At 70.2% G+C, this 18,120-nt stretch carries 12 protein-coding genes; 10 read left to right on the top strand and 2 right to left on the bottom strand.

Translation table 11 applies throughout. The features are described 5' to 3' along the window. Positions 1-41: 41 nt before the first annotated feature. Positions 42-710, bottom strand: a complete 669-nt coding sequence (locus tag E4198_RS12845) for a PadR family transcriptional regulator (protein WP_136183274.1) — start codon at positions 708-710, stop codon at positions 42-44. 390 nt (positions 711-1,100) lie between these two features. On the opposite strand from E4198_RS12845, the gene E4198_RS12840 reads away from it, so the two are divergent. The 3 genes from E4198_RS12840 to E4198_RS12830 all read left to right on the top strand — a co-directional run bounded on the left by E4198_RS12840 (position 1,101) and on the right by E4198_RS12830 (position 6,805). Further along, complete coding sequence (locus tag E4198_RS12840; protein ID WP_136183273.1) at positions 1,101-3,866, top strand: transglycosylase domain-containing protein; 2,766 nt, start codon at positions 1,101-1,103, stop codon at positions 3,864-3,866. Positions 3,867-3,958: 92 nt separating this feature from the next. After that, positions 3,959-5,470 (top strand): glycosyltransferase 87 family protein, encoded by a 1,512-nt coding sequence (locus tag E4198_RS12835; RefSeq protein WP_136183272.1) that lies wholly within the window; start codon positions 3,959-3,961, stop codon positions 5,468-5,470. Positions 5,471-5,524: 54 nt separating this feature from the next. Then, on the top strand, positions 5,525-6,805 hold the full coding sequence (locus tag E4198_RS12830; RefSeq protein ID WP_136183271.1) for an MFS transporter: 1,281 nt from the start codon (positions 5,525-5,527) through the stop codon (positions 6,803-6,805). 34 nt (positions 6,806-6,839) lie between these two features. On the opposite strand, the gene E4198_RS12825 is transcribed toward E4198_RS12830, so the two are convergent. Then, positions 6,840-8,282: a CCA tRNA nucleotidyltransferase gene (locus E4198_RS12825; RefSeq protein ID WP_136185348.1), complete on the bottom strand. Its 1,443-nt coding sequence runs from the start codon at positions 8,280-8,282 to the stop codon at positions 6,840-6,842. 227 nt (positions 8,283-8,509) lie between these two features. On the opposite strand from E4198_RS12825, the gene E4198_RS12820 reads away from it, so the two are divergent. The 7 genes from E4198_RS12820 (at position 8,510) to trxA (ending at position 18,101) form a co-directional block, all read left to right on the top strand. After that, entirely contained in the window at positions 8,510-10,912 is a 2,403-nt protein-coding gene (locus E4198_RS12820) for a DUF6049 family protein (protein WP_136183270.1), read from the top strand. Between the two features lie 35 nt (positions 10,913-10,947). Next, a complete protein-coding gene (murJ, locus tag E4198_RS12815) occupies positions 10,948-12,966 on the top strand; it encodes a murein biosynthesis integral membrane protein MurJ (protein ID WP_136183269.1) in 2,019 nt (672 codons plus the stop codon). A gap of 161 nt (positions 12,967-13,127) precedes the next feature. Beyond that, complete coding sequence (locus E4198_RS12810) at positions 13,128-14,819, top strand: protein kinase family protein (protein WP_136183268.1); 1,692 nt, start codon at positions 13,128-13,130, stop codon at positions 14,817-14,819. Between the two features lie 79 nt (positions 14,820-14,898). After that, positions 14,899-15,600: an RNA polymerase sigma factor SigM gene (gene sigM, locus E4198_RS12805; protein WP_136185347.1), complete on the top strand. Its 702-nt coding sequence runs from the start codon at positions 14,899-14,901 to the stop codon at positions 15,598-15,600. Continuing rightward, positions 15,597-16,532, top strand: a complete 936-nt coding sequence (locus E4198_RS12800) for a hypothetical protein (protein WP_136183267.1) — start codon at positions 15,597-15,599, stop codon at positions 16,530-16,532. Before sigM ends, E4198_RS12800 begins: the two co-directional genes overlap by 4 nt. Before the next feature lie 174 nt (positions 16,533-16,706). Next, positions 16,707-17,690 carry a thioredoxin-disulfide reductase gene (gene trxB, locus E4198_RS12795; RefSeq protein WP_136183266.1) on the top strand — a complete coding sequence of 328 codons (984 nt, stop codon included), beginning with the start codon at positions 16,707-16,709 and terminating at the stop codon, positions 17,688-17,690. Between the two features lie 81 nt (positions 17,691-17,771). Next, on the top strand, positions 17,772-18,101 hold the full coding sequence (gene trxA, locus E4198_RS12790; protein WP_136183265.1) for a thioredoxin: 330 nt from the start codon (positions 17,772-17,774) through the stop codon (positions 18,099-18,101). Positions 18,102-18,120 lie beyond the last annotated feature (19 nt).

Here is an 18,120-nt window from a genome sequence, read left to right as displayed (position 1 = left end):
TTGTTCGAATCTCGTCTCGGGTCGTGCAGGGTGCACGGCCCTCAATCGGTGTCCTCGGACGGATCCGGCGGGGTTCCACCCCGGTGCCGGGGCAGGCCGCCCTTGTCCTGCGTGCTGCGCTCCTCCGGTGCCGTTGCGCGCCGGGAGGTGCGCCCGGTCCGCTCGCTCTCGATGAGCTCGTTGAGCCAGCGGACCTCGCGCTCCACGGACTCGAGTCCGTGTCGCTGAAGTTCGAGGGTGTAGTCGTCCAGGCGCTCACGGGTGCGGGCGAGCGAGGCACGCATGCGATCCAGCCGCTCCTCGAGGCGGCTGCGCCGGCCTTCCAGGACGCGCATCCGCACGTCCCGGGAGGTCTGGCCGAAGAAGGCGAAGCGGATGCCGAAGTGCTCGTCCTCCCACGCGTCGGGGCCGGTCTGGGCGAGCAGGTCCTCGAAGTGCTCCTTCCCCTCGGCCGTCAGCCGGTAGACGATCTTGCCCCGTCTGCCGGTGAGGGGCGCCGCGAGGGGGTCCTCCGGCGGCGTCCCCGGCTCCTCTGTCAACCAGCCCTGCTGGGCCAGCGTCTTCAGGCACGGGTACAGCGAGCCGTAGCTGAAGGCGCGGAACAGACCGAGCGAGGTGTTGAGCCGCTTGCGCAGCTCGTATCCGTGCATCGGGGACTCGCGGAGCAGACCGAGGACGGCGAACTCGAGGATGCCGGAGCGTCTGCTCATGGCCCGCCGTCACCTCCTCCCCGGCGTTCGCCGGACGATGTAGCACCGTGATGTATCGACTCGATACATCACGACGATAGAACGACCGGGGCGCCTTCGGCAAGGGCGGGACGGGGGATGCGTGCGTGACGGGACGCACATCACGTATTCACAGCAGGCGAGTTGCACTGGATGGGGTGAATGTCGACAGAAGGGGGTTTTGGGGCTGCGTAGTCTGTCCGCGTGCAGACCAGACCGGGAACCGAGAGCCCCCGCCGGGCGTCCTCGTCCTGGGTGCAGTGCGGCCCCGAGCCGGATCGATCCGGTTCCATGACCGCACTGATGGGGGGACCACCGTGAACTGCCGCCTTCAGGCGCGAGTGTCGCCTGCCCGAGGAGTAGCTGTTTCCCATGAGCGAGCACCGTCGTAAGCCGCCGCAGGGGCGCGGCCGACGCGCGCAGCAGCCGCCCCAGGCCCCGCAGGGTCGGCGCGCCGCACCACCGAACCAGGCGACCTCGCGCGCCTACGGAGCGGGCCCGGACGGCATGACCCCCGGCCCCCCCGGCGGGTACGCCGGACACCGGAGCGGAGGCCGCGACGAGACCCTCGTGGGCGCCCCCCGCCCGGGCGGCCGGGCCGAGGCCCGCCGCGCGGCGCAGCGCGGCGGCAAACGACGTGCCGCGAGCGCCGGCGCCGCGGCGGGAGCGGCGGTCGGCGGGCGCGCAGCGGCCCGCCAGCGGGCGCGCACGATGCAGCACGAGGACAAGAAGCGCTTCATCGACTACCCACGCTCCGGCAAGTACGGCTGGCGCCGCTGGACGCCCTCCTGGAAGCAGTGGCTGGGCACGTTCGTCGGCTTCTGCGCGCTGATGCTGGGGCTGGCCGGCGTCGCCTACGCGATGGTCGAGGTGCCGGACGTGAAGAACGTCGACGCCACCTCCGAGTCCAACGTGTACTACTGGTCCGACGGCTCCCGCATGGTGGACCACGGAACGGGCAAGAACCGGCAGGTCATCAGCTTCGACGAGATCCCCGAGACGATGAAGGACGCCGTCATCTCCGCGGAGAACGAGACGTTCTACGAGGACTCGGGCGTCTCCCCCGTGGGCATCGCACGTGCCGCCTTCAAAATGGCGACGGGCGGGCAGACGCAGTCCGGCTCCACCATCACCCAGCAGTACGTGAAGAACACCTACCTGAACCAGGATCAGACGCTCACCCGCAAGGTGAAGGAACTGCTGATCTCCATCAAGGTGGACGCCCAGCTGGAGAAGCAGGAGATCCTCGCCGGCTACCTGAACACCGCCTACTACGGTCGCGGCGCCTACGGCATCCAGGCTGCGTCCCAGGCCTACTACGGCAAGAACGCCGAAGAGCTCGACCGCAGCGAGGCCGCCTTCATGGCGTCCCTGCTGAACGGCCCCAACCTGCACGACCCGGCCGGTGGCGAGGCGCAGGCCATCAGCCCCGCACAGGCTCCGGAGAAGAACCAGGCCCGTGCGGAGCAGCGCTGGAGCTGGATCCTCAAGCGGCAGGTGGAGACGGGCGAGATCTCCAAGTCGAAGCGGCAGGAACTGCTCGCGAAGAAGTTCCCGGACCCCAAGGAGCCGGAGCGGGCGTCCTCTCTGGAGGGACAGATCGGCTACCTGGTCGAGCTGGCCAACAACGACGTCCTCAACAATCCGGACTCGACGCTCACCAAGAAGCAACTGGACGACGGCGGCTACCAGATCTACACCACCTTCGACAAGAAGAAGGTGCAGGCTCTGGAGAAGACCGTCCAGAAGGTGCGGAAGGACAACCTCAAACCGGACAAGCGTGAGGAGGACAAGTTCGTCCAGTTCGGCGGCGCCTCCGTGCGGCCGGAGGACGGCGCCATCGTGGCGGTCTACGGCGGCACTTCGGCCACCGAGCACTTCCGCAGCAACGCCGGCAGGACGGGAGCCGGCGTGGGTTCGACGTTCAAGCCGTACGTGATGGCCGCCGCACTGGAGAACGGCGTCCGCGACCCGGAGCTCGGCGAGGACCAGGGCCCCGAGGACCGGATCGAGGTCTCCCCGAAGACGGTCTACGACGGCGACAGCAAGATCAAGCTGTTGGACTACGACGGCGAGACGTGGCTCAACGGCGACGGTGAACCGCAGTACACGCCGAACGAGGGCGACACCGACTACGAGGAGATCACCCTGCGCGAGGCGATGAAGGTCTCCGCCAACACGCCCTTCATCCAGCTCGCCATGGACGTGGGGCTGGAGGAGGTCAAGGAGGCGGCCCTCGACGCCGGGGTCAGCGAGCGCGGGCTGATGGAGAACCCCACGCCGGCGTTCGCCCTCGGCATCTCCAGCCCGACCGCCGTCGAGATGGCGAACGGCTACGCCACCTTCGCAAACAGCGGTCTGCAGAACGACACGTACGCGGTGAAGGAGGTCAAGGACGGCTCCAAGCGGGTGTACCAGCACAACCCGGGCCAGAAGCGGGCCTTCGACCCGAGCACTGCGGACACCGTCACGGACATGCTGGTGGACGTCGTGAAGGACGGCACGGGCACGGCGGTCATGGACTACATGGGCACGCGTCCGGTTGCGGGCAAGACCGGTACCACGGACGGCAACAAGCAGGCGTGGTTCACGGGCTACACCCCGCAGCTGTCCACCTCGATCGGCATGTGGCGGTCCGACCCGGCGCACCCGGAGTTCCTGGAGATGTACGGCACGGCCGGGAAGCCGACCATTCACGGTGCCTCGTTCCCGGCGGAGATCTGGGGCAGCTACATGGGCAAGGCCCTTGAGGGCAAGGAGCAGCTGCCGTTCCCCGAGGCTCCCCCGATCACGGCCGAGGAGTACTGCGCACACGGCGCCTGCCCGACGGAGTCGCCGGAGCCGAGCCCGTCGCCCTCGGAGTCGAACCCGACGCCGTCCCCGTCGGTGCCGACGACCCCGTCTCCCAGCGTCACCCCCTCGCCGACCGGGTCGTGCGACAAGTGGTGGGGCTGTGACGACGAGGGCACTACGACCGGTCCGGGCGGCGGTCAGGACGGCGGCACGGACCAGGGCACGACCGGCGGCACGGACCAGGGCACGACCGGCGGCACGGACCAGGGGACCACCGGTGGAGACGATGGTGGCATCTTCGGCGGCCCGGACAACGACACCCGGGGTCGCGTTCAGGAGGAATAACCGCTCAGTCCACCACCTCGAAGCCCCGGCCGGGTCCGTCCCGGCCGGGGCTTCCCGCATTCCGGTGGAGGCGCATGGGGCAGGATGTGCGCATGACGACCGTGCACCCCGAGCATCGGCCCGAGCGGGCGGACGACGACCCCCGAGAGCCGGTGCGCCCCACCGAGCGGGACGAGGTGGCTGCCGCCGGCAGCGAGCTGTTCGGCGGCCCGGTCGGACGCCGCGCCCTGACAGGCCGGGCATGGTGGTCTCCGGTGCGGGTGATCGCGCTGGTGATGATCGGCCTGTTCGCGCTCGGCATGGTGCAGAAGGTGCCGTGCTACAACGGCGGCTGGTTCTACGGGCAGACGACGCAGTACGTGCATGCCTGCTACTCCGACATCCCGCACCTGTACAACGGGCGCGGCTTTGCCGACGGCCTCACGCCGTACTTCGACCGCATCCCCGCGGCGACCTCCGGCGGCATGGAATACCTGGAGTATCCGGTGCTCACCGGCGTCTTCATGAAGGTCGCGGCCTGGATGACGCCGGGAGGCGGCGACATCGTCGAGCGTGAGCAGATCTACTGGCTGGTCAACGCCGGGATGCTGATGGTGTGCGCGGTGGTGATCGCGGTGAGTGTCGCGTGGACGCACCGGCGCCGCCCCTGGGACGCCCTGCTGGTGGCGCTCGCCCCGGCGTTCGCGCTGAACGCGACGATCAACTGGGATCTGCTCGCCGTGTCGTTGACGGCCGTCGGGATGCTGTTGTGGGCGCGCGGCCGTCCGCTCGGCGCGGGCGTGCTGCTCGGGCTGGCCACGGCGGCGAAGCTGTATCCGGTCCTCCTGCTGGGACCGCTACTGGTGCTGTGCTGGCGTGCCGGACGGTGGCGGGCGTTCGGCGCCGCACTGGGCGGGGCCGCATTGTCGTGGGCGGCGGTGAATCTGCCGGTGATGATCGGCGCACCGCAGGGCTGGTCGAAGTTCTACACCTTCAGCCAGGAGCGCCCGGTGGACTTCGGCTCGTTCTGGCTGGTCATCTCCCAGCGCACCGGCATCACCCTGGACGGCGAGAGCGTGAACACCTGGGCGATCCTGCTGGTACTGACCGGATGCGCCGGGATCGCCGCGCTGACCTTCTTCGCGCCTCGCCGGCCGCGGTTCGCCCAGCTCGCCTTCCTCGTGCTCGCGCTCTTCGTGCTCACCAACAAGGTCTACTCGCCCCAGTACGTGCTGTGGCTGATCCCGCTGGCCGCACTGGCCCGTCCCCGCTGGCGGGACTTTTTGATCTGGCAGTCCTGTGAGGTCGTCTACTTCCTGGGCATCTGGATGTACCTGGCCTGGACCGGCAGCGGGGACGCCCACCAGGGCCTGCCGACCGAGGGCTACCAACTGGCCATCGCCGCACACCTGATCGGGACCCTGTACCTGTGTGCGATGGTCGTGCGGGACGTGCTCCGGCCCGAACACGATCCGGTGCGCCGGGACGGCTCGGACGACCCGTCGGGCGGCCCTCTGGACCACGCCCCGGACCGTTTCGTCCTGGGGCGGCGGGCCCAGTCCGCCCGGACTCCCGTGCCGTTCGAGAACTCCCTGGTCCGCTGGGGGACCCGCCAGGCAGGCTGAGGCGACAGGCAGGGTGCGCCATGTTTCACGTGAAACGTGTGTGAGGCTGAGCGCATGTCACTGGTCAGCGATCTCCGTACGCTGCTGAGATTCCCGGGCTTCCGTCGTCTCCTCAGCGTGCGACTGCTGTCCCAACTCGCCGACGGAGTCTTCCAAGTGGCCCTGGCCACACACGTGGTCTTCTCACCGCAGAGCGAGTCCTCGGCGGCAGCGGTCGCCTCGGCGATGGCGGTGCTGCTGCTCCCGTACTCGGTACTCGGACCGTTCGCCGGCGTCCTCCTGGACCGCTGGCGACGGCGGCAGGTGCTGCTCTTCGGCAACCTGCTCCGCGCCCTGATGGCCTCAGCAACCGCCGCGCTGCTCATCGTCCAGGTACCGCAGTGGCTGTTCTACCTCGCCGCGCTGTCGGTAACCGCGGTGAACCGCTTCATCCTGGCGGGGCTCTCGGCAGCGCTGCCCCGGGTGGTGGACGAGGGCCGGCTGGTGATCGGCAACTCGGTCTCTCCCACCGCGGGCACCGTCGCCGCCACGGCCGGCGGCGCAGTGGCGTTCCTGGTGCGCCTCGTCGTTCCCAGCGGCCCTGCCGCGGATGCGGTGGTGATGCTGTTCGGCGCGACGGTGTACCTGCTCGCCGGACTGGCCGCGCTCCGCATGGGCCGGGACCTCCTCGGCCCCGACCCCCACCAGGTCCAGCCGCGGATCACCGTCGCCGTGGCCGGGACAGCCCGGGGACTGGTCGCCGGGCTCCGGCACCTGTCGCAGCATCGTACGGCGGCGCGGGCTCTCACCGCGATGACGCTGATGCGCTTCTGCTACGGCGCGCTGACAGTGATGGTACTGATGCTCGCCCGTCACACCTGGGGGGACGGCGCGGGCGCGGGGGAGCAGGGTCTGCGCTGGCTCGGTATCGCCGTGGTGGTGTCGGGCGTCGGCTTTCTGGCGGCTGCCGTACTCACCCCCGTGGTCGTCGGACGCCTCACGGAGATGGGCTGGATGGCCGGGTGCGCGGCGGCGGCCGCGGTGCTGGAGCCGGCTCTCGCGCTGACGTTCGCCGCGGGACCGATGCTGGTGGCCGCCTTCCTCCTGGGGCTGGTGACCCAGAGTTCGAAGATCGCCACCGACACCGTCGTGCAGTCCTCGGTGGACGACGCGTACCGCGGCAGGGTCTTCTCCCTCTACGACATGCTGTTCAACGTCGCCTTCGTCGGCGCCGCAGGCGTCGCCGCCCTGATACTCCCCCGAGACGGCCGCTCGGAGATGCTGGTGGTCACGGTCGCCGTGATCTACGCCCTGGTGACGCTCGGGCTCACGGTGCGGCGTCGACGTTTCACGTGAAACACGGGTGCCCTCGGGGGCGCTCCGGTGCCGTTCAGCTCTGAGCGGCCCACCATTCCTTGAGCGCCGCGACCGCCGCGTCGTATCCCATGGGCCCGTGCTCCAGCCGCAGCTCCAGCAGATGCCGGTAGGCACGTCCGACTTCGGGGCCGGGTTTCATGCCGAGGATCTCCATGATCTGGTTGCCGTCCAGGTCCGGACGGATCGACTCCAGCTCCTCCTGCTCCTGCAGCAGCGCGATCCGCTCCTCCAGCCCGTCGTACGCCCGGGAGAGGGCGTTCGCCTTGCGCTTGTTGCGCGTGGTGCAGTCCGAGCGGGTCAGCTTGTGCAGCCGCTGCAGCAGCGGCCCGGCGTCCCGGACGTAACGGCGCACCGCGGAGTCGGTCCACTCACCCGTCCCGTAACCGTGGAAGCGCAGGTGCAGCTCCACCAGGCGGGACACGTCCTTCACCAGATCTCCGGAGTACTTCAGCGCCGTCATGCGCTTCTTCGTCATCTTGGCGCCCACCACCTCGTGGTGGTGGAACGAGACCCGGCCGTCCTTCTCGAAGCGCCGCGTGCGCGGCTTCCCGATGTCGTGCAGCAGCGCCGCGAGCCGCAGGGTGAGGTCCGGGCCGTCCTCCTCCAGGTCGATGGCCTGCTCGAGGACGGTGAGCGAGTGCTCGTAGACGTCCTTGTGCCGATGGTGCTCGTCCCGCTCCAGGCGCATGGCGGGAATCTCCGGAATCACCCGGTCCGCGAGCCCGGTGGCGACCAGGAGGCGCAGCCCCTTGCGCGGTTCGGGGGAGAGAACCAGCTTGTTGAACTCCTCGCGGACGCGTTCGGCGGAGACGATCTCGATGCGGTCGGCCATCGCCGTCATGGCCTCGACCACCTCCTCCGCCACCGTGAAGTCGAGTTGCGCCGCGAAGCGGACCGCCCGCATCATCCGCAGGGGGTCGTCCGAGAACGACTCCTGCGGGGTGCCGGGAGTCCGCAGCACCCGGTGCGCGAGGTCCTCCAGACCACCGTGGGGATCGATGAAGGTCTTGCCCGGCAGCGCCACCGCCATGGCATTGACGGTGAAGTCGCGGCGCATCAGGTCTTCCTCGATCGAGTCGCCGTACGAGACCTCGGGTTTCCGCGAGGTGCGGTCGTAGGCCTCGGAGCGGTAGGTGGTGATCTCGATGTGATAGCCCGCCTTCTTGGCTCCGACCGTCCCGAAGGCGATGCCGACGTCCCACAGGGCATCCGCCCAGGGCCGCACCAGGGCCAGCACCTCTTCCGGGCGGGCGTCCGTGGTGAAGTCCAGGTCGTTCCCCAGCCTGCCCAGCAGTGCGTCGCGCACAGACCCGCCCACCAGCGCCAGGCGGTGGCCGGCCTGCTCGAAGCGGCGAGCGAGATCGTCGGCGACGGGGGAGACCCGTAGCAGCTCGCTCACGGCACGGCGCTGCACCTCGCTCAGCTCCTGCGTGGCGGGCGACGGGGACTGCGGCATCGGCGGCACCTGCTGGCTGTTGTGGTCGGAGTTCGGCACGACAGAACAGAGTACGTGGCCCCTTGCCTGCGAGGAGAGGAGCATCCTGGCGCCCCGGATCGCCCAAAGATCATTCGAGGGCCCGAGCCGCGGCACTTCGATGCCTCGGACGTCGCTACCATCAGAGGTTCAGGGCGACCACAGGCCCCACGACAGACCCACGACGGATCGACGGGACGGACAAGCGCGTGGCCGAGGCGGCTGAGAAGCAGCACACCCAGACCGCTCCCACCACCCGCCGGCTACGGCGCGCAGCGGTGGCGGTACTCACCGCCGCTCCCCTGCTCGGCGGCCTTCCCCCGGCAGCCGCCGCGGCCCCGCAACCGGCCACCGCACCCGTCGCCGCCCCCGGGGACGCCACCCGTGCGCCCGCAGCGCCGCAGGACGGGGGCACGGTCGAGGTCGAGCTCACCGAGCTCACTCCTGCCGTCCCCGACGAGGACGACATCCTCACGATCTCCGGCACCGTCACGAACAACGGCAGGTCACGGATCACCGAGGGCGTGGTCGACCTCCGCGTGGGCGCGACCCTGGACAGCCGCAGCGCCATGAACCAGGCCGCCGAACGGACCGGCTTCACCCCTGGCGTCGACCCGGCCGCGCTCGACGACCACGCGGCGAAGGTCCCGACGCTCGCCCCCGGCGTGACCCGGCCGTTCACGCTCGAGGTCCCGGTCGGGGACCTCGGGCTGGAGAGCAGCGGCATCCACGAACTCGGCGTCTCCTACTCGGGCCACACTCCGTCCCAGCCCTTCGAGCAGGTTCTCGGCATCCAGCGGACGTTCCTGCCGTGGCAGACCTCGGAGATGGACAAGCGCACCCGGTTCACCTACCTGTGGCCGCTGATCTCCTCCTCGCACCTGACCGCCCGTACGGAGGCGGACGAGCAGCAGACACCGATCTTCCGGAGCGACGACCTGGAGGAGGCCATCGCCCCCGGCGGGCGCCTCCAGCAGATGGTGCAGCTCGGCAAGGACCTGCCCGTCACCTGGGTCGTCGACCCGGATCTGCTGGCCAGCGTGCACGCCATGACACAGCCCTACGAGGTGCGCACCGGAGAAGGGAAGACCAAGCCCGGCAGAGCCCAGGCGACCGCCCGCCAGTGGCTCTCGGACCTGACGCAGGCCGTGGAGGAGGACGAGGTGGTCGCCCTCCCCTTCGCCGACCCCGACGTGGCGTCCCTCGCCCACCGCGGGCAGGCCGTGCCCGATGCCCTCAGCAGGCTCCGTTCGGCCACCACGCTGGCGCAGAAGACCGTCGGGAACATCCTCTACACCGACTTCTCCACGGACTTCGCCTGGCCCGTCGAGGGAGCCGTGGACACCTCGGTGGTGGATGTCGCCACCTCGGCCGGCGCGGACCACGTCATCGCGAGCAGCGAGAGCTTCAGCGACACACGGAACCTGCCCTACACCCCGGCCGCGGCGCGGCCCATCGGCGGCGGCACCACAGCCGTCGTCGCCGACCAGGGACTCTCCGAAGCCTTCGAGGGCGACCTCACCCATGCCGGCGCCTCCACCCTGGCCGTGCAGAAATTCGTCGCCCACACCCTGGCGATCGGCATGCAGGTACCCGGAAAACAGCGCAGCGTCCTCGTCGCCCCACAGCGTCGGCCCACCGTGTCGCAGGCCCGGGCTATGGCCGAGGCGATCGAGGCCCTCGACACCCATGACCGGTGGGCACAGTCCGCGGACCTCACCGAGACTGCGAACGCACGCCCCGACGCGTCCGCCGACCGCAGCGTCCCGCGCCCCGGCGGCTACCCGGACCGGCTCCGGGAGAACGAGCTGCCCACGGAGGCGTTCCGCCAGATCCACTCGACCCAGGGCACCCTGGAGGACTTTCTCGATATCCTCGCCGAACCGGACCGTCTCAGGGCACCGGTGGGCACCGCCACGGACCGTGCGCTGTCCACCTCCTGGCGCGGCCACCCCGGTGCGGCACGCGACTACCGGGAGTCGGTGCAGGACTACCTGGTCGGCCTGACCGGGCAGATCGAGCTCATCGACAAGTCCGACCTCACGCTCTCCGGCCGCAGCGCCACCCTCCCGGTCACCGTGCAGAACAATCTGGCGCAGAAGGTCGACGGTCTCACGCTGCACCTCACCTCCAGCCGCAGCATCGGACTGCGTATCGAGGACCGGATGCAGCCAGTCGTGGTCGACGGCGGCCACAGCCAGTCGATCAAGTTCGACACCACCGCGAAGGCCAACGGCCGCACCACCGTCACCGCTCAGCTCTTCACCAAGGACGGCAAGCCGTGGGGCGAGCCCGTGTCGTTCCAGGTGAAGGTCACCTCGATCACCTCCACGGTGCTCCTGGTGATCGCGGCCGGCGTCGGGCTGGTCGTCCTGGCGGGCATCAGGATGTACACCCAGCGCAAGCGGCGCGGTCCGGCCGCCGACCCCGACGCCCCGCTGCCGGAACCATCCGGCGACGACGAGCCGTCCCACTCTCACGAGAACCCCGAAACCCACGGGACGCAGGCCCCGGACGACGCGGAGCAGGCGGGTGAGCGGGAACAGGACACCCGGAAAACCGACGCCGGGAACGGTGGCCGGACGGGCACGGGTGAGAAAGTGGACCGTTGACCGAGCCGGGCGAGCAGGGGCAGGGAAGAAGACCGATGAACGCGCCGTACGACGGTGAACGTGGCAAGAACCCGCCCGGCGGTCCGTCGCCGGAGGGCTATTCCGGGATCGACGAGCTCTTCAGCGAGGTGCCCCCGGACCAGGCGCGCCGTCGGCAGGACGCCTCACCGCAGCCCGGCGACGCGTTCGCCCATCTCTACCGCGACCAGGACCACCACCCGGACCCGCAGCAGCCCCCTCACCCGCGCACCGGCCCGGAGGAACCCGGCCCGCGCCATGAGGACGACACCTTCCCGCTGCTGCCACCGATCCCCTCGGCTGCCCCGGAAGCCGCCTCCGGCCCCGCAGAGGCCGTCGAGGAACGCGATCTCGTCGACGAGCCTCCCGAGAAGCCCACGGGCAAACCCTCCGGCGGCAAGGCGGCCGGCCTGCTCCGCTCCAGCGCCGTCATGGCCGCCGGCACCATGGTCTCCCGCCTCACAGGCTTCGTCCGCTCCGCACTGATCGTGGTCGCGCTGGGCGCGGCGTTGCTCGGCGACACCTACCAGATCGCCATCACGCTGCCCACGATGCTTTACATCCTCACCGTGGGCGGCGGGCTGAACTCGGTGTTCGTACCGCAGCTGGTGCGGGCCATGAAGAACGACGCGGACGGCGGCGAGGCCTACGCCAACCGCCTCCTGACGCTGGTGACCGTGATTCTGGGCGGGCTCACCGTGGCCTCCTTCCTCGCCGCCCCGCTGCTGGTGCGGCTGATGTCCGTGGACATCGCAAGCAACCGGGCGGCCAACGACGTGGCCGTGACCTTCGTGCGATTCTGCATGCCGTCGATCTTCTTCATGGGCATCCACGTCGTCATGGGCCAGATCCTCAACGCCCGCGGCCGTTTCGGCGCCATGATGTGGACGCCGGTACTGAACAACATCGTCATCATCTTCACCGTGGCGCTCTTCCTCGGCGTTTACGGCGCGGCCGACACCTCCGGGATGCAGGTCGACACCATCCCGCCGGAAGGCGTCCGGCTGCTGGGTGCGGGCACGCTGCTCGGCCTGGTGGTGCAGGCGCTAGCGATGATCCCTTACCTGCGCGCGACGGGCTTCCGCATCCGGCCCCGCTTCGACTGGAAGGGGCAGGGCCTGGGCAAGGCGATGAAGCTCGCCAAGTGGACGATCCTGTTCGTCCTCGCCAACCAGGCCGGCGTCATCGTCGTCAGCCAGCTCTCCACCGCGGCGGGGGAGACAGCCCTGGCGGAAGGCGGGCACAACGGCACCGGCTTCATCGCCTACTCCAACGCCCAGCTCATCTGGAACATGCCGCAGGCCATCATCACCGTCTCCGTGATGGCAGCCCTCCTGCCCCGCCTGTCGCGGTCCGCGCACGACGGCGACACGGGCGCCGTCCGGGACGACATCTCCCACGGCCTGCGGAACTCCGCCGTGGCCATCGTCCCCATCGCCTTCGGCTTCCTCGCCCTCGGCGTCCCCATGTGCACGTTCATCTACGGCTCGGCCGGTACCGAGGGCGCCCGCAACATGGGTTTCATGCTGATGGCGTTCGGCATCGGCCTGATCCCGTTCTCGATCCAGTACGTCGTGCTGCGCGCCTTCTACGCCTACGAGGACACGCGCACGCCGTTCTACAACACGGTCATCGTGGCCGCCGTGAACGCCGCCGCCTCCGCCCTGTGCTTCCTGCTGCTACCCGCGCGCTGGGCCGTGATCGGCATGGCCGCGGCCTACGGCCTCGCCTACATCATCGGCGTCGGCGTCGCCTGGCGCCGGCTGCGGGCCAAGCTCGACGGCGATCTCGACGGCGCCCACGTGGTCCGCACCTACGCACGACTGGCCGGGGCGAGCCTGCCGGCCACACTTACCGCGGGCGCTGCCGCCTACGGCATCATGCACGCTCTGGGCAGCGGCTACCTCGGTTCCTTGACCGCACTGCTGGGCGGCGGTGTCGTCCTCGCGGTGGTCTTCGTGGCCGCGGCCCGGCGCATGCGGATCGCCGAGCTCAACGCCATGGTCGGTATGGTGCGGGCGCGACTCGGCAGATAAGCGCGACGGCCCGCGAACAGCAGCGTTCAGGCGCTCGGCGCGGCCGACGCAACCTTCGCGCCCGGCCACGTGTCGTGCACCACGGCGACCTGTAGGCACAATTGTCGTTGGGCTGAGTGACGTACGACCCGGCGCAATCGAATGGGGAGGCAGGAACGACGGTGGCGGAACGGAGCACGGCTGCCGTCGGCGTGACGCACAGCGGCGGCGGACACGAGCCGCCTCCCGCCGGCAAGGCGGGCGAGGTCACGGTCGACGGTGGAACCGAGGAACACAGCAGCCAGGACACCAGCGGAGCCACCGAGGAAAAGGCGGCGACCGAGGAACCCCCGGCCCCGGAGCTGCACAGCGGCCACAAGATCGCCAGGAGGTACCGCCTCGAGGAGTGCGTGACCCGGCTGGACGGCTTCAGCAGCTGGCGTGCCGTCGACGAGAAGCTGCGACGTGCCGTGGGAGTGCACATTCTGCCCGCGGGTCATCCGCGAGCGCGGCGTGTGCTGGCGGCGGCCCGCTCGGCGGCTCTCCTCGGCGATCCCCGCTTCGTCCAGGTCCTCGACGCCGTCGAGGACGGCGACCTGGTCTACGTCGTGAACGAGTGGCTGCCGGACGCCACTCCCCTCACCGAACTGCTCGTCGGCGCACCCCTGCCCGCGCACGAGGCGTACCAGCTGGTGACGCAGCTCGCTCAGGCTCTCGCCGCTGCACACCGCGAAGGTCTCTCCCACCTCCGGCTCACCCCCGCCTCGGTGCTCCGCACCGGCTCGGGCCAGTACCGCATCCGCGGCCTCGCGGTCAGCGCCGCGCTGCGCGGGGTCACGAGCGACCACCCGCAGCGCACCGACACGGAAGCGATCGGGACGCTGCTGTACGCCTCCCTCACGCAGCGCTGGCCCTACGAGGAGGACGCCTACGGCCTGACCGGCGTCGGCAACCTGGCCAAGGGCACCCTCGTCGCTCCCGACCAGGTGCGGGCAGGCGTCCACCGAGGCCTCTCGGAACTCGCCATGCGGGCTCTCGTCAACGACGGGGCCACCGCTTCCCGCGAGGAACAGCCGTGCGCCACCCCCGAGGAACTCGCCAAGGCCGTGGCGCTCCTCCCCCGCATCCGCCCCCCGGAGCAGCACTTCGCGGCACCCCCGGGCTTCCGGCACACCACGCATCAGCACGGCACGTACGCGCCCGCGGCAGGAGCGGGTGGGGGCGGCAGGCCTGGTGCACACACCGCTGAGACCACACCGCCCGCCCTTCCCGGCCGTACCGGGAAGGCCCTGAAGTGGGGTGTGTCCGCCCTCCTCATCGCCGCACTCGGGCTGGGCAGCTGGCAGGTCTCCGAGGCTCTGATGAACCGGGACTCGCCCACCGACAACACCTCCGCGCAGCCCGAGGAGGAACCGGAGGACGGTACGGGCGGCCCACCGATCGAGATCGCCGGCGTCACCACCTTCGATCCCGAGGGCAACGGCACGGAGAACCCGGAGACCGCCATGCGGGCCTTCGACGGTGATCCGCAGTCCTTCTGGTACACGCAGAACTACTACGACCCGCTGCGTATGCTGAAGCCGGGCGTCGGTCTCGTCCTCGACCTGGGGAAGCGCCAGCAGGTCGGCAACGTGAAGGTGTACTTCGAGGGCCGTACCTCCGCCGAGCTGCTTCTGGCGCCGGAGAGCACCGTCGGCATGCCCACCTCTTACGCATCCTTCGACCGGGTCACCCGGGCCACGGGCCCGGAGCTCTCCTACGAGGCAGGGGAACCGGTGACCACGCAGTACGTACTGGTCTGGCTCACGGAACTCCCGCAGGCGACCGACGGCAACTACCGTGGGCGCATCACGGAGATCCAGGTGTCGGGCTGACCGCGCCGACGAGGACCGCGGACAGGCGACGGGAGGGGGTGGGGCAGTGCAGGAGGAGCAGGCGACCGGTACGGCGGGCATGCAGCCGGCCGAGGTGAGCGACGCCGAGTTGCTCGCCCGGCACGTGGGCGGCGACCCCGATGCCTTCGGCGAACTCGTACGGCGCCATCGGGACCGCCTCTGGGCCGTCGCCCTGCGCACCCTGGGGGACCGCGAGGAAGCCGCCGACGCCGTTCAGGACGCCCTGATCTCCGCCTACCGGCGGGCCCACACCTTCGCGGGCCGGTCAGCCGTCACCACCTGGCTGCACCGGATCACCGTCAACGCCTGCCTGGACCGAGCGCGCAAGGCCGCTTCCCGACGCACATCCCCCCTCGACGACACCGAACGCCTGGAGCTGATGCTCGAGCCGCACGAGTCGGCCGAGGCTCCTGCGGAGCGCAGCGACCTCCATCGGGAGCTGATCGAGGCACTCTCCGAGCTGCCGCCGGAGCAACGGGCCGCACTCGTGCTGGTCGACATGCAGGGCTATCCGGTCTCGGAGGCCGCCGACGTCCTGAACGTGGCCGTCGGCACGGTGAAGAGCCGCTGTGCACGCGGCAGAGCCAGACTCCTGCCTCTGCTCACCCACCTGCGACCGCGCAGTTCGCCGGCACGGGATTCCCGGAAGGTGAGCGGAAGAGGGAACCCACGCGGCGGGGCATCCGTCCCACCGGCGAAAGGCGTCCGGCGTGACGTCCCCGAACCAGGCGCAGTCAAGGGTGGAGGTGGAAGCAGGTGACAACCGAAGCAACACCGCACGGAACCCAGGAACACCCGGAGGTCGCCGAGCTGTCCGACCTCATCGAACGCCTGCTGCCCGAATCCCGGGGCGAAGCGCTGCGGGCACACCTCGCGGAATGCCCGCTCTGCGCGGACGTCCACGCCTCGCTGACGGAGATCCGCGGCGCTCTCGGTACGTTGCCCAGCCCACCACGGATGCCGGACGACGTTGCGGGCCGCATAGACGCCGCACTCGCTGCCGAGGCGCTCCTCGACACCGAACGTCACGCTGCGGCACCTGGTGTCGTTTCACGTGAAACCGCGCCGGACGAGCCGGTCGATGTTTCACGTGAAACCCGCGCTCCCCGTCGATCCTCCCGGCCCCCACGCTCGGGTCGGCGCACGACGAGCGCCACCGGGCCGGGCCGCAGGGCCCGAGCGTTCCGGCACCACCGTGCTCTCCTCACCGCCGCGGGCGCGGTGGGGGCCCTTGTCCTGGGCGGGGCGCTACTCCAGGGCATCACGGGCGGCTCCTCCGCTGGCGGAGACGCGGGGTCGGCAGCCGGGGAACAGGACGCAGCGGGCGACGAGGGAGCGCTCGCCGCTCGGGGCCTCGAGCAGCGGGTCCAGGACCTGCTCTCCCGTTCCGCGAGCGGCGCGGAGGGCGGCTCCGACCTCAACACGGAGACGAAGCCGCCGTCCAACGCTCCGTTGGCAGGCGGCCCCGCAGTGGTACCGACCTGTGTCCGAGCAGGCATAGACCGGCCCGAGCAGCCACTCGCCGCCGAACCCGGCCAACCGTACAGCGGGCGCCCGTCCTACCTCGTCGTCCTGCCGCACCCCGGTGATCCGCAGCGCGTGGACGCGTATGTGGTGGACTCCTCCTGCACCACGGACCGCAGCGGTGCCGCTGCGGAAATCTTGCTCGAGCGCACCCTCCCGCGGGACTGAGTCGTCAGGCACCGGCTCTGCCGTGTACGGAAGCGCTGGGTCGCCCCCGCCGTCCCCCCGCGGGAATGTCCGGCCCCTAGGATCGGTTGGGTGTGGTGGAAGCGCCACCGGCGACTCCGGGCCGACACAGGGCCGGAGGGCCCGATATGCAGTCGGCAGACAAGGAAGGCTCTCGTGAGCGACGTCCGTAACGTCATCATCATCGGCTCGGGGCCTGCGGGCTACACCGCAGCGCTCTACACCGCCCGCGCGTCGCTGAACCCGCTGGTCTTCGAGGGCTCCGTCACCGCCGGCGGCGCCCTCATGAACACGACCGAGGTGGAGAACTACCCGGGTTTCCGCGAGGGGATCATGGGCCCGGACCTGATGGACCAGATGCGCGCCCAGTCCGAGCGCTTCGGCGCCGAGCTGATCCCGGACGACGTCACCGCCGTGGACCTCTCCGGTGAGGTCAAGACCGTCACCGACTCCGTCGGCACCGTCCACCGCGCCCGCACCGTGATCGTGGCCACCGGGTCCCAGCACCGCAAGCTGGGCCTCCCCGGGGAGGACGAGCTGTCCGGCCGGGGCGTCTCCTACTGCGCCACCTGCGACGGATTCTTCTTCCGCGACCAGGACATCGCCGTCGTCGGCGGCGGAGACACCGCCATGGAAGAGGCCACGTTCCTCTCCCGCTTCGCCAAGTCGGTCACCATCGTCCACCGCCGCGACACCCTGCGCGCCTCGAAGGCGATGCAGGAGCGGGCCTTCGCGGACGAGAAGATCAGCTTCGCCTGGGACAGCGAGGTCGCCGAGATCCATGACACGGACCGCAAGCTCTCCAGCCTGACCCTGCGCAACACCAAGACCGGCGACACGTCCGAGCTCCCCGTCACGGGCCTGTTCGTCGCCATCGGCCACGACCCCCGCACCGAGCTCTTCCAGGGCGTCCTCGAGTTGGACGAGGAGGGATACCTGACGGTCGACTCCCCCTCCACCCGCACCAAGATCCCGGGCGTGTTCGCTGCTGGTGACGTCGTCGACCACACCTACCGGCAGGCCATCACCGCCGCCGGCACAGGCTGCGCCGCCGCGCTGGACGCCGAACGCTACCTGGCCTCGATGACCACCACCGCGCCCGAGGAGGCGGCAGAGCCGGAGAAGACCGCGACCGTCTGACGGCCGAGCGTCGTCCGTCCACCCCGCAAGCCCGTCAGTAGACCGCAGCGCCCCACAGCTGGACACGACAAAGGAGAACTCATGGCCGGTGCCACCGTGACCGCAACCGACGCCAACTTCGATGAGGTCGTTCTCAAGAGCGACAAGCCGGTACTCGTCGACTTCTGGGCGGCCTGGTGCGGCCCTTGCCGTCAGATCGCCCCCTCGCTGGAGGCGATCGCCGAGGAGCACGGTGCGAAGCTCACCGTGGTCAAGCTCAACATCGACGAGAACCCGGGCGTGGCCGCCAAGTACGGCATCATGTCGATCCCGACGATGAACGTGTACAAGGGCGGCGAGGTCGTCAAGACGATCGTCGGCGCCAAGCCGAAAGCCGCCATCGAGCGCGACCTGGCCGACTACATCGGCTGAACGCCCCAGAACCCGCTGC

The organism is Streptomyces sp. RKND-216, from assembly GCF_004795255.1.
In the GTDB taxonomy this organism is placed as follows: Bacteria; Actinomycetota; Actinomycetes; order Streptomycetales; family Streptomycetaceae; genus Streptomyces; species Streptomyces hazeniae.
The sequence above is the reverse complement of the archived record's forward strand: the minus strand, read 5'-3'. Positions and strand labels throughout refer to the sequence as shown.

What these genes read in the sequence shown, in the direction of transcription:
- E4198_RS12845 (WP_136183274.1), bottom strand. Translation starts at nt 710, where the DNA reads ATGAGCAGACGCTCCGGCATCCTCGAGTTCGCCGTCCTCGGTCTGCTC.
- E4198_RS12840 (WP_136183273.1), top strand. Translation starts at nt 1,101, where the DNA reads ATGAGCGAGCACCGTCGTAAGCCGCCGCAGGGGCGCGGCCGACGCGCG.
- E4198_RS12835 (WP_136183272.1), top strand. Translation starts at nt 3,959, where the DNA reads ATGACGACCGTGCACCCCGAGCATCGGCCCGAGCGGGCGGACGACGAC.
- E4198_RS12830 (WP_136183271.1), top strand. Translation starts at nt 5,525, where the DNA reads ATGTCACTGGTCAGCGATCTCCGTACGCTGCTGAGATTCCCGGGCTTC.
- E4198_RS12825 (WP_136185348.1), bottom strand. Translation starts at nt 8,282, where the DNA reads ATGCCGCAGTCCCCGTCGCCCGCCACGCAGGAGCTGAGCGAGGTGCAG.
- murJ (WP_136183269.1), top strand. Translation starts at nt 10,948, where the DNA reads ATGAACGCGCCGTACGACGGTGAACGTGGCAAGAACCCGCCCGGCGGT.
- sigM (WP_136185347.1), top strand. Translation starts at nt 14,899, where the DNA reads ATGCAGCCGGCCGAGGTGAGCGACGCCGAGTTGCTCGCCCGGCACGTG.
- trxA (WP_136183265.1), top strand. Translation starts at nt 17,772, where the DNA reads ATGGCCGGTGCCACCGTGACCGCAACCGACGCCAACTTCGATGAGGTC.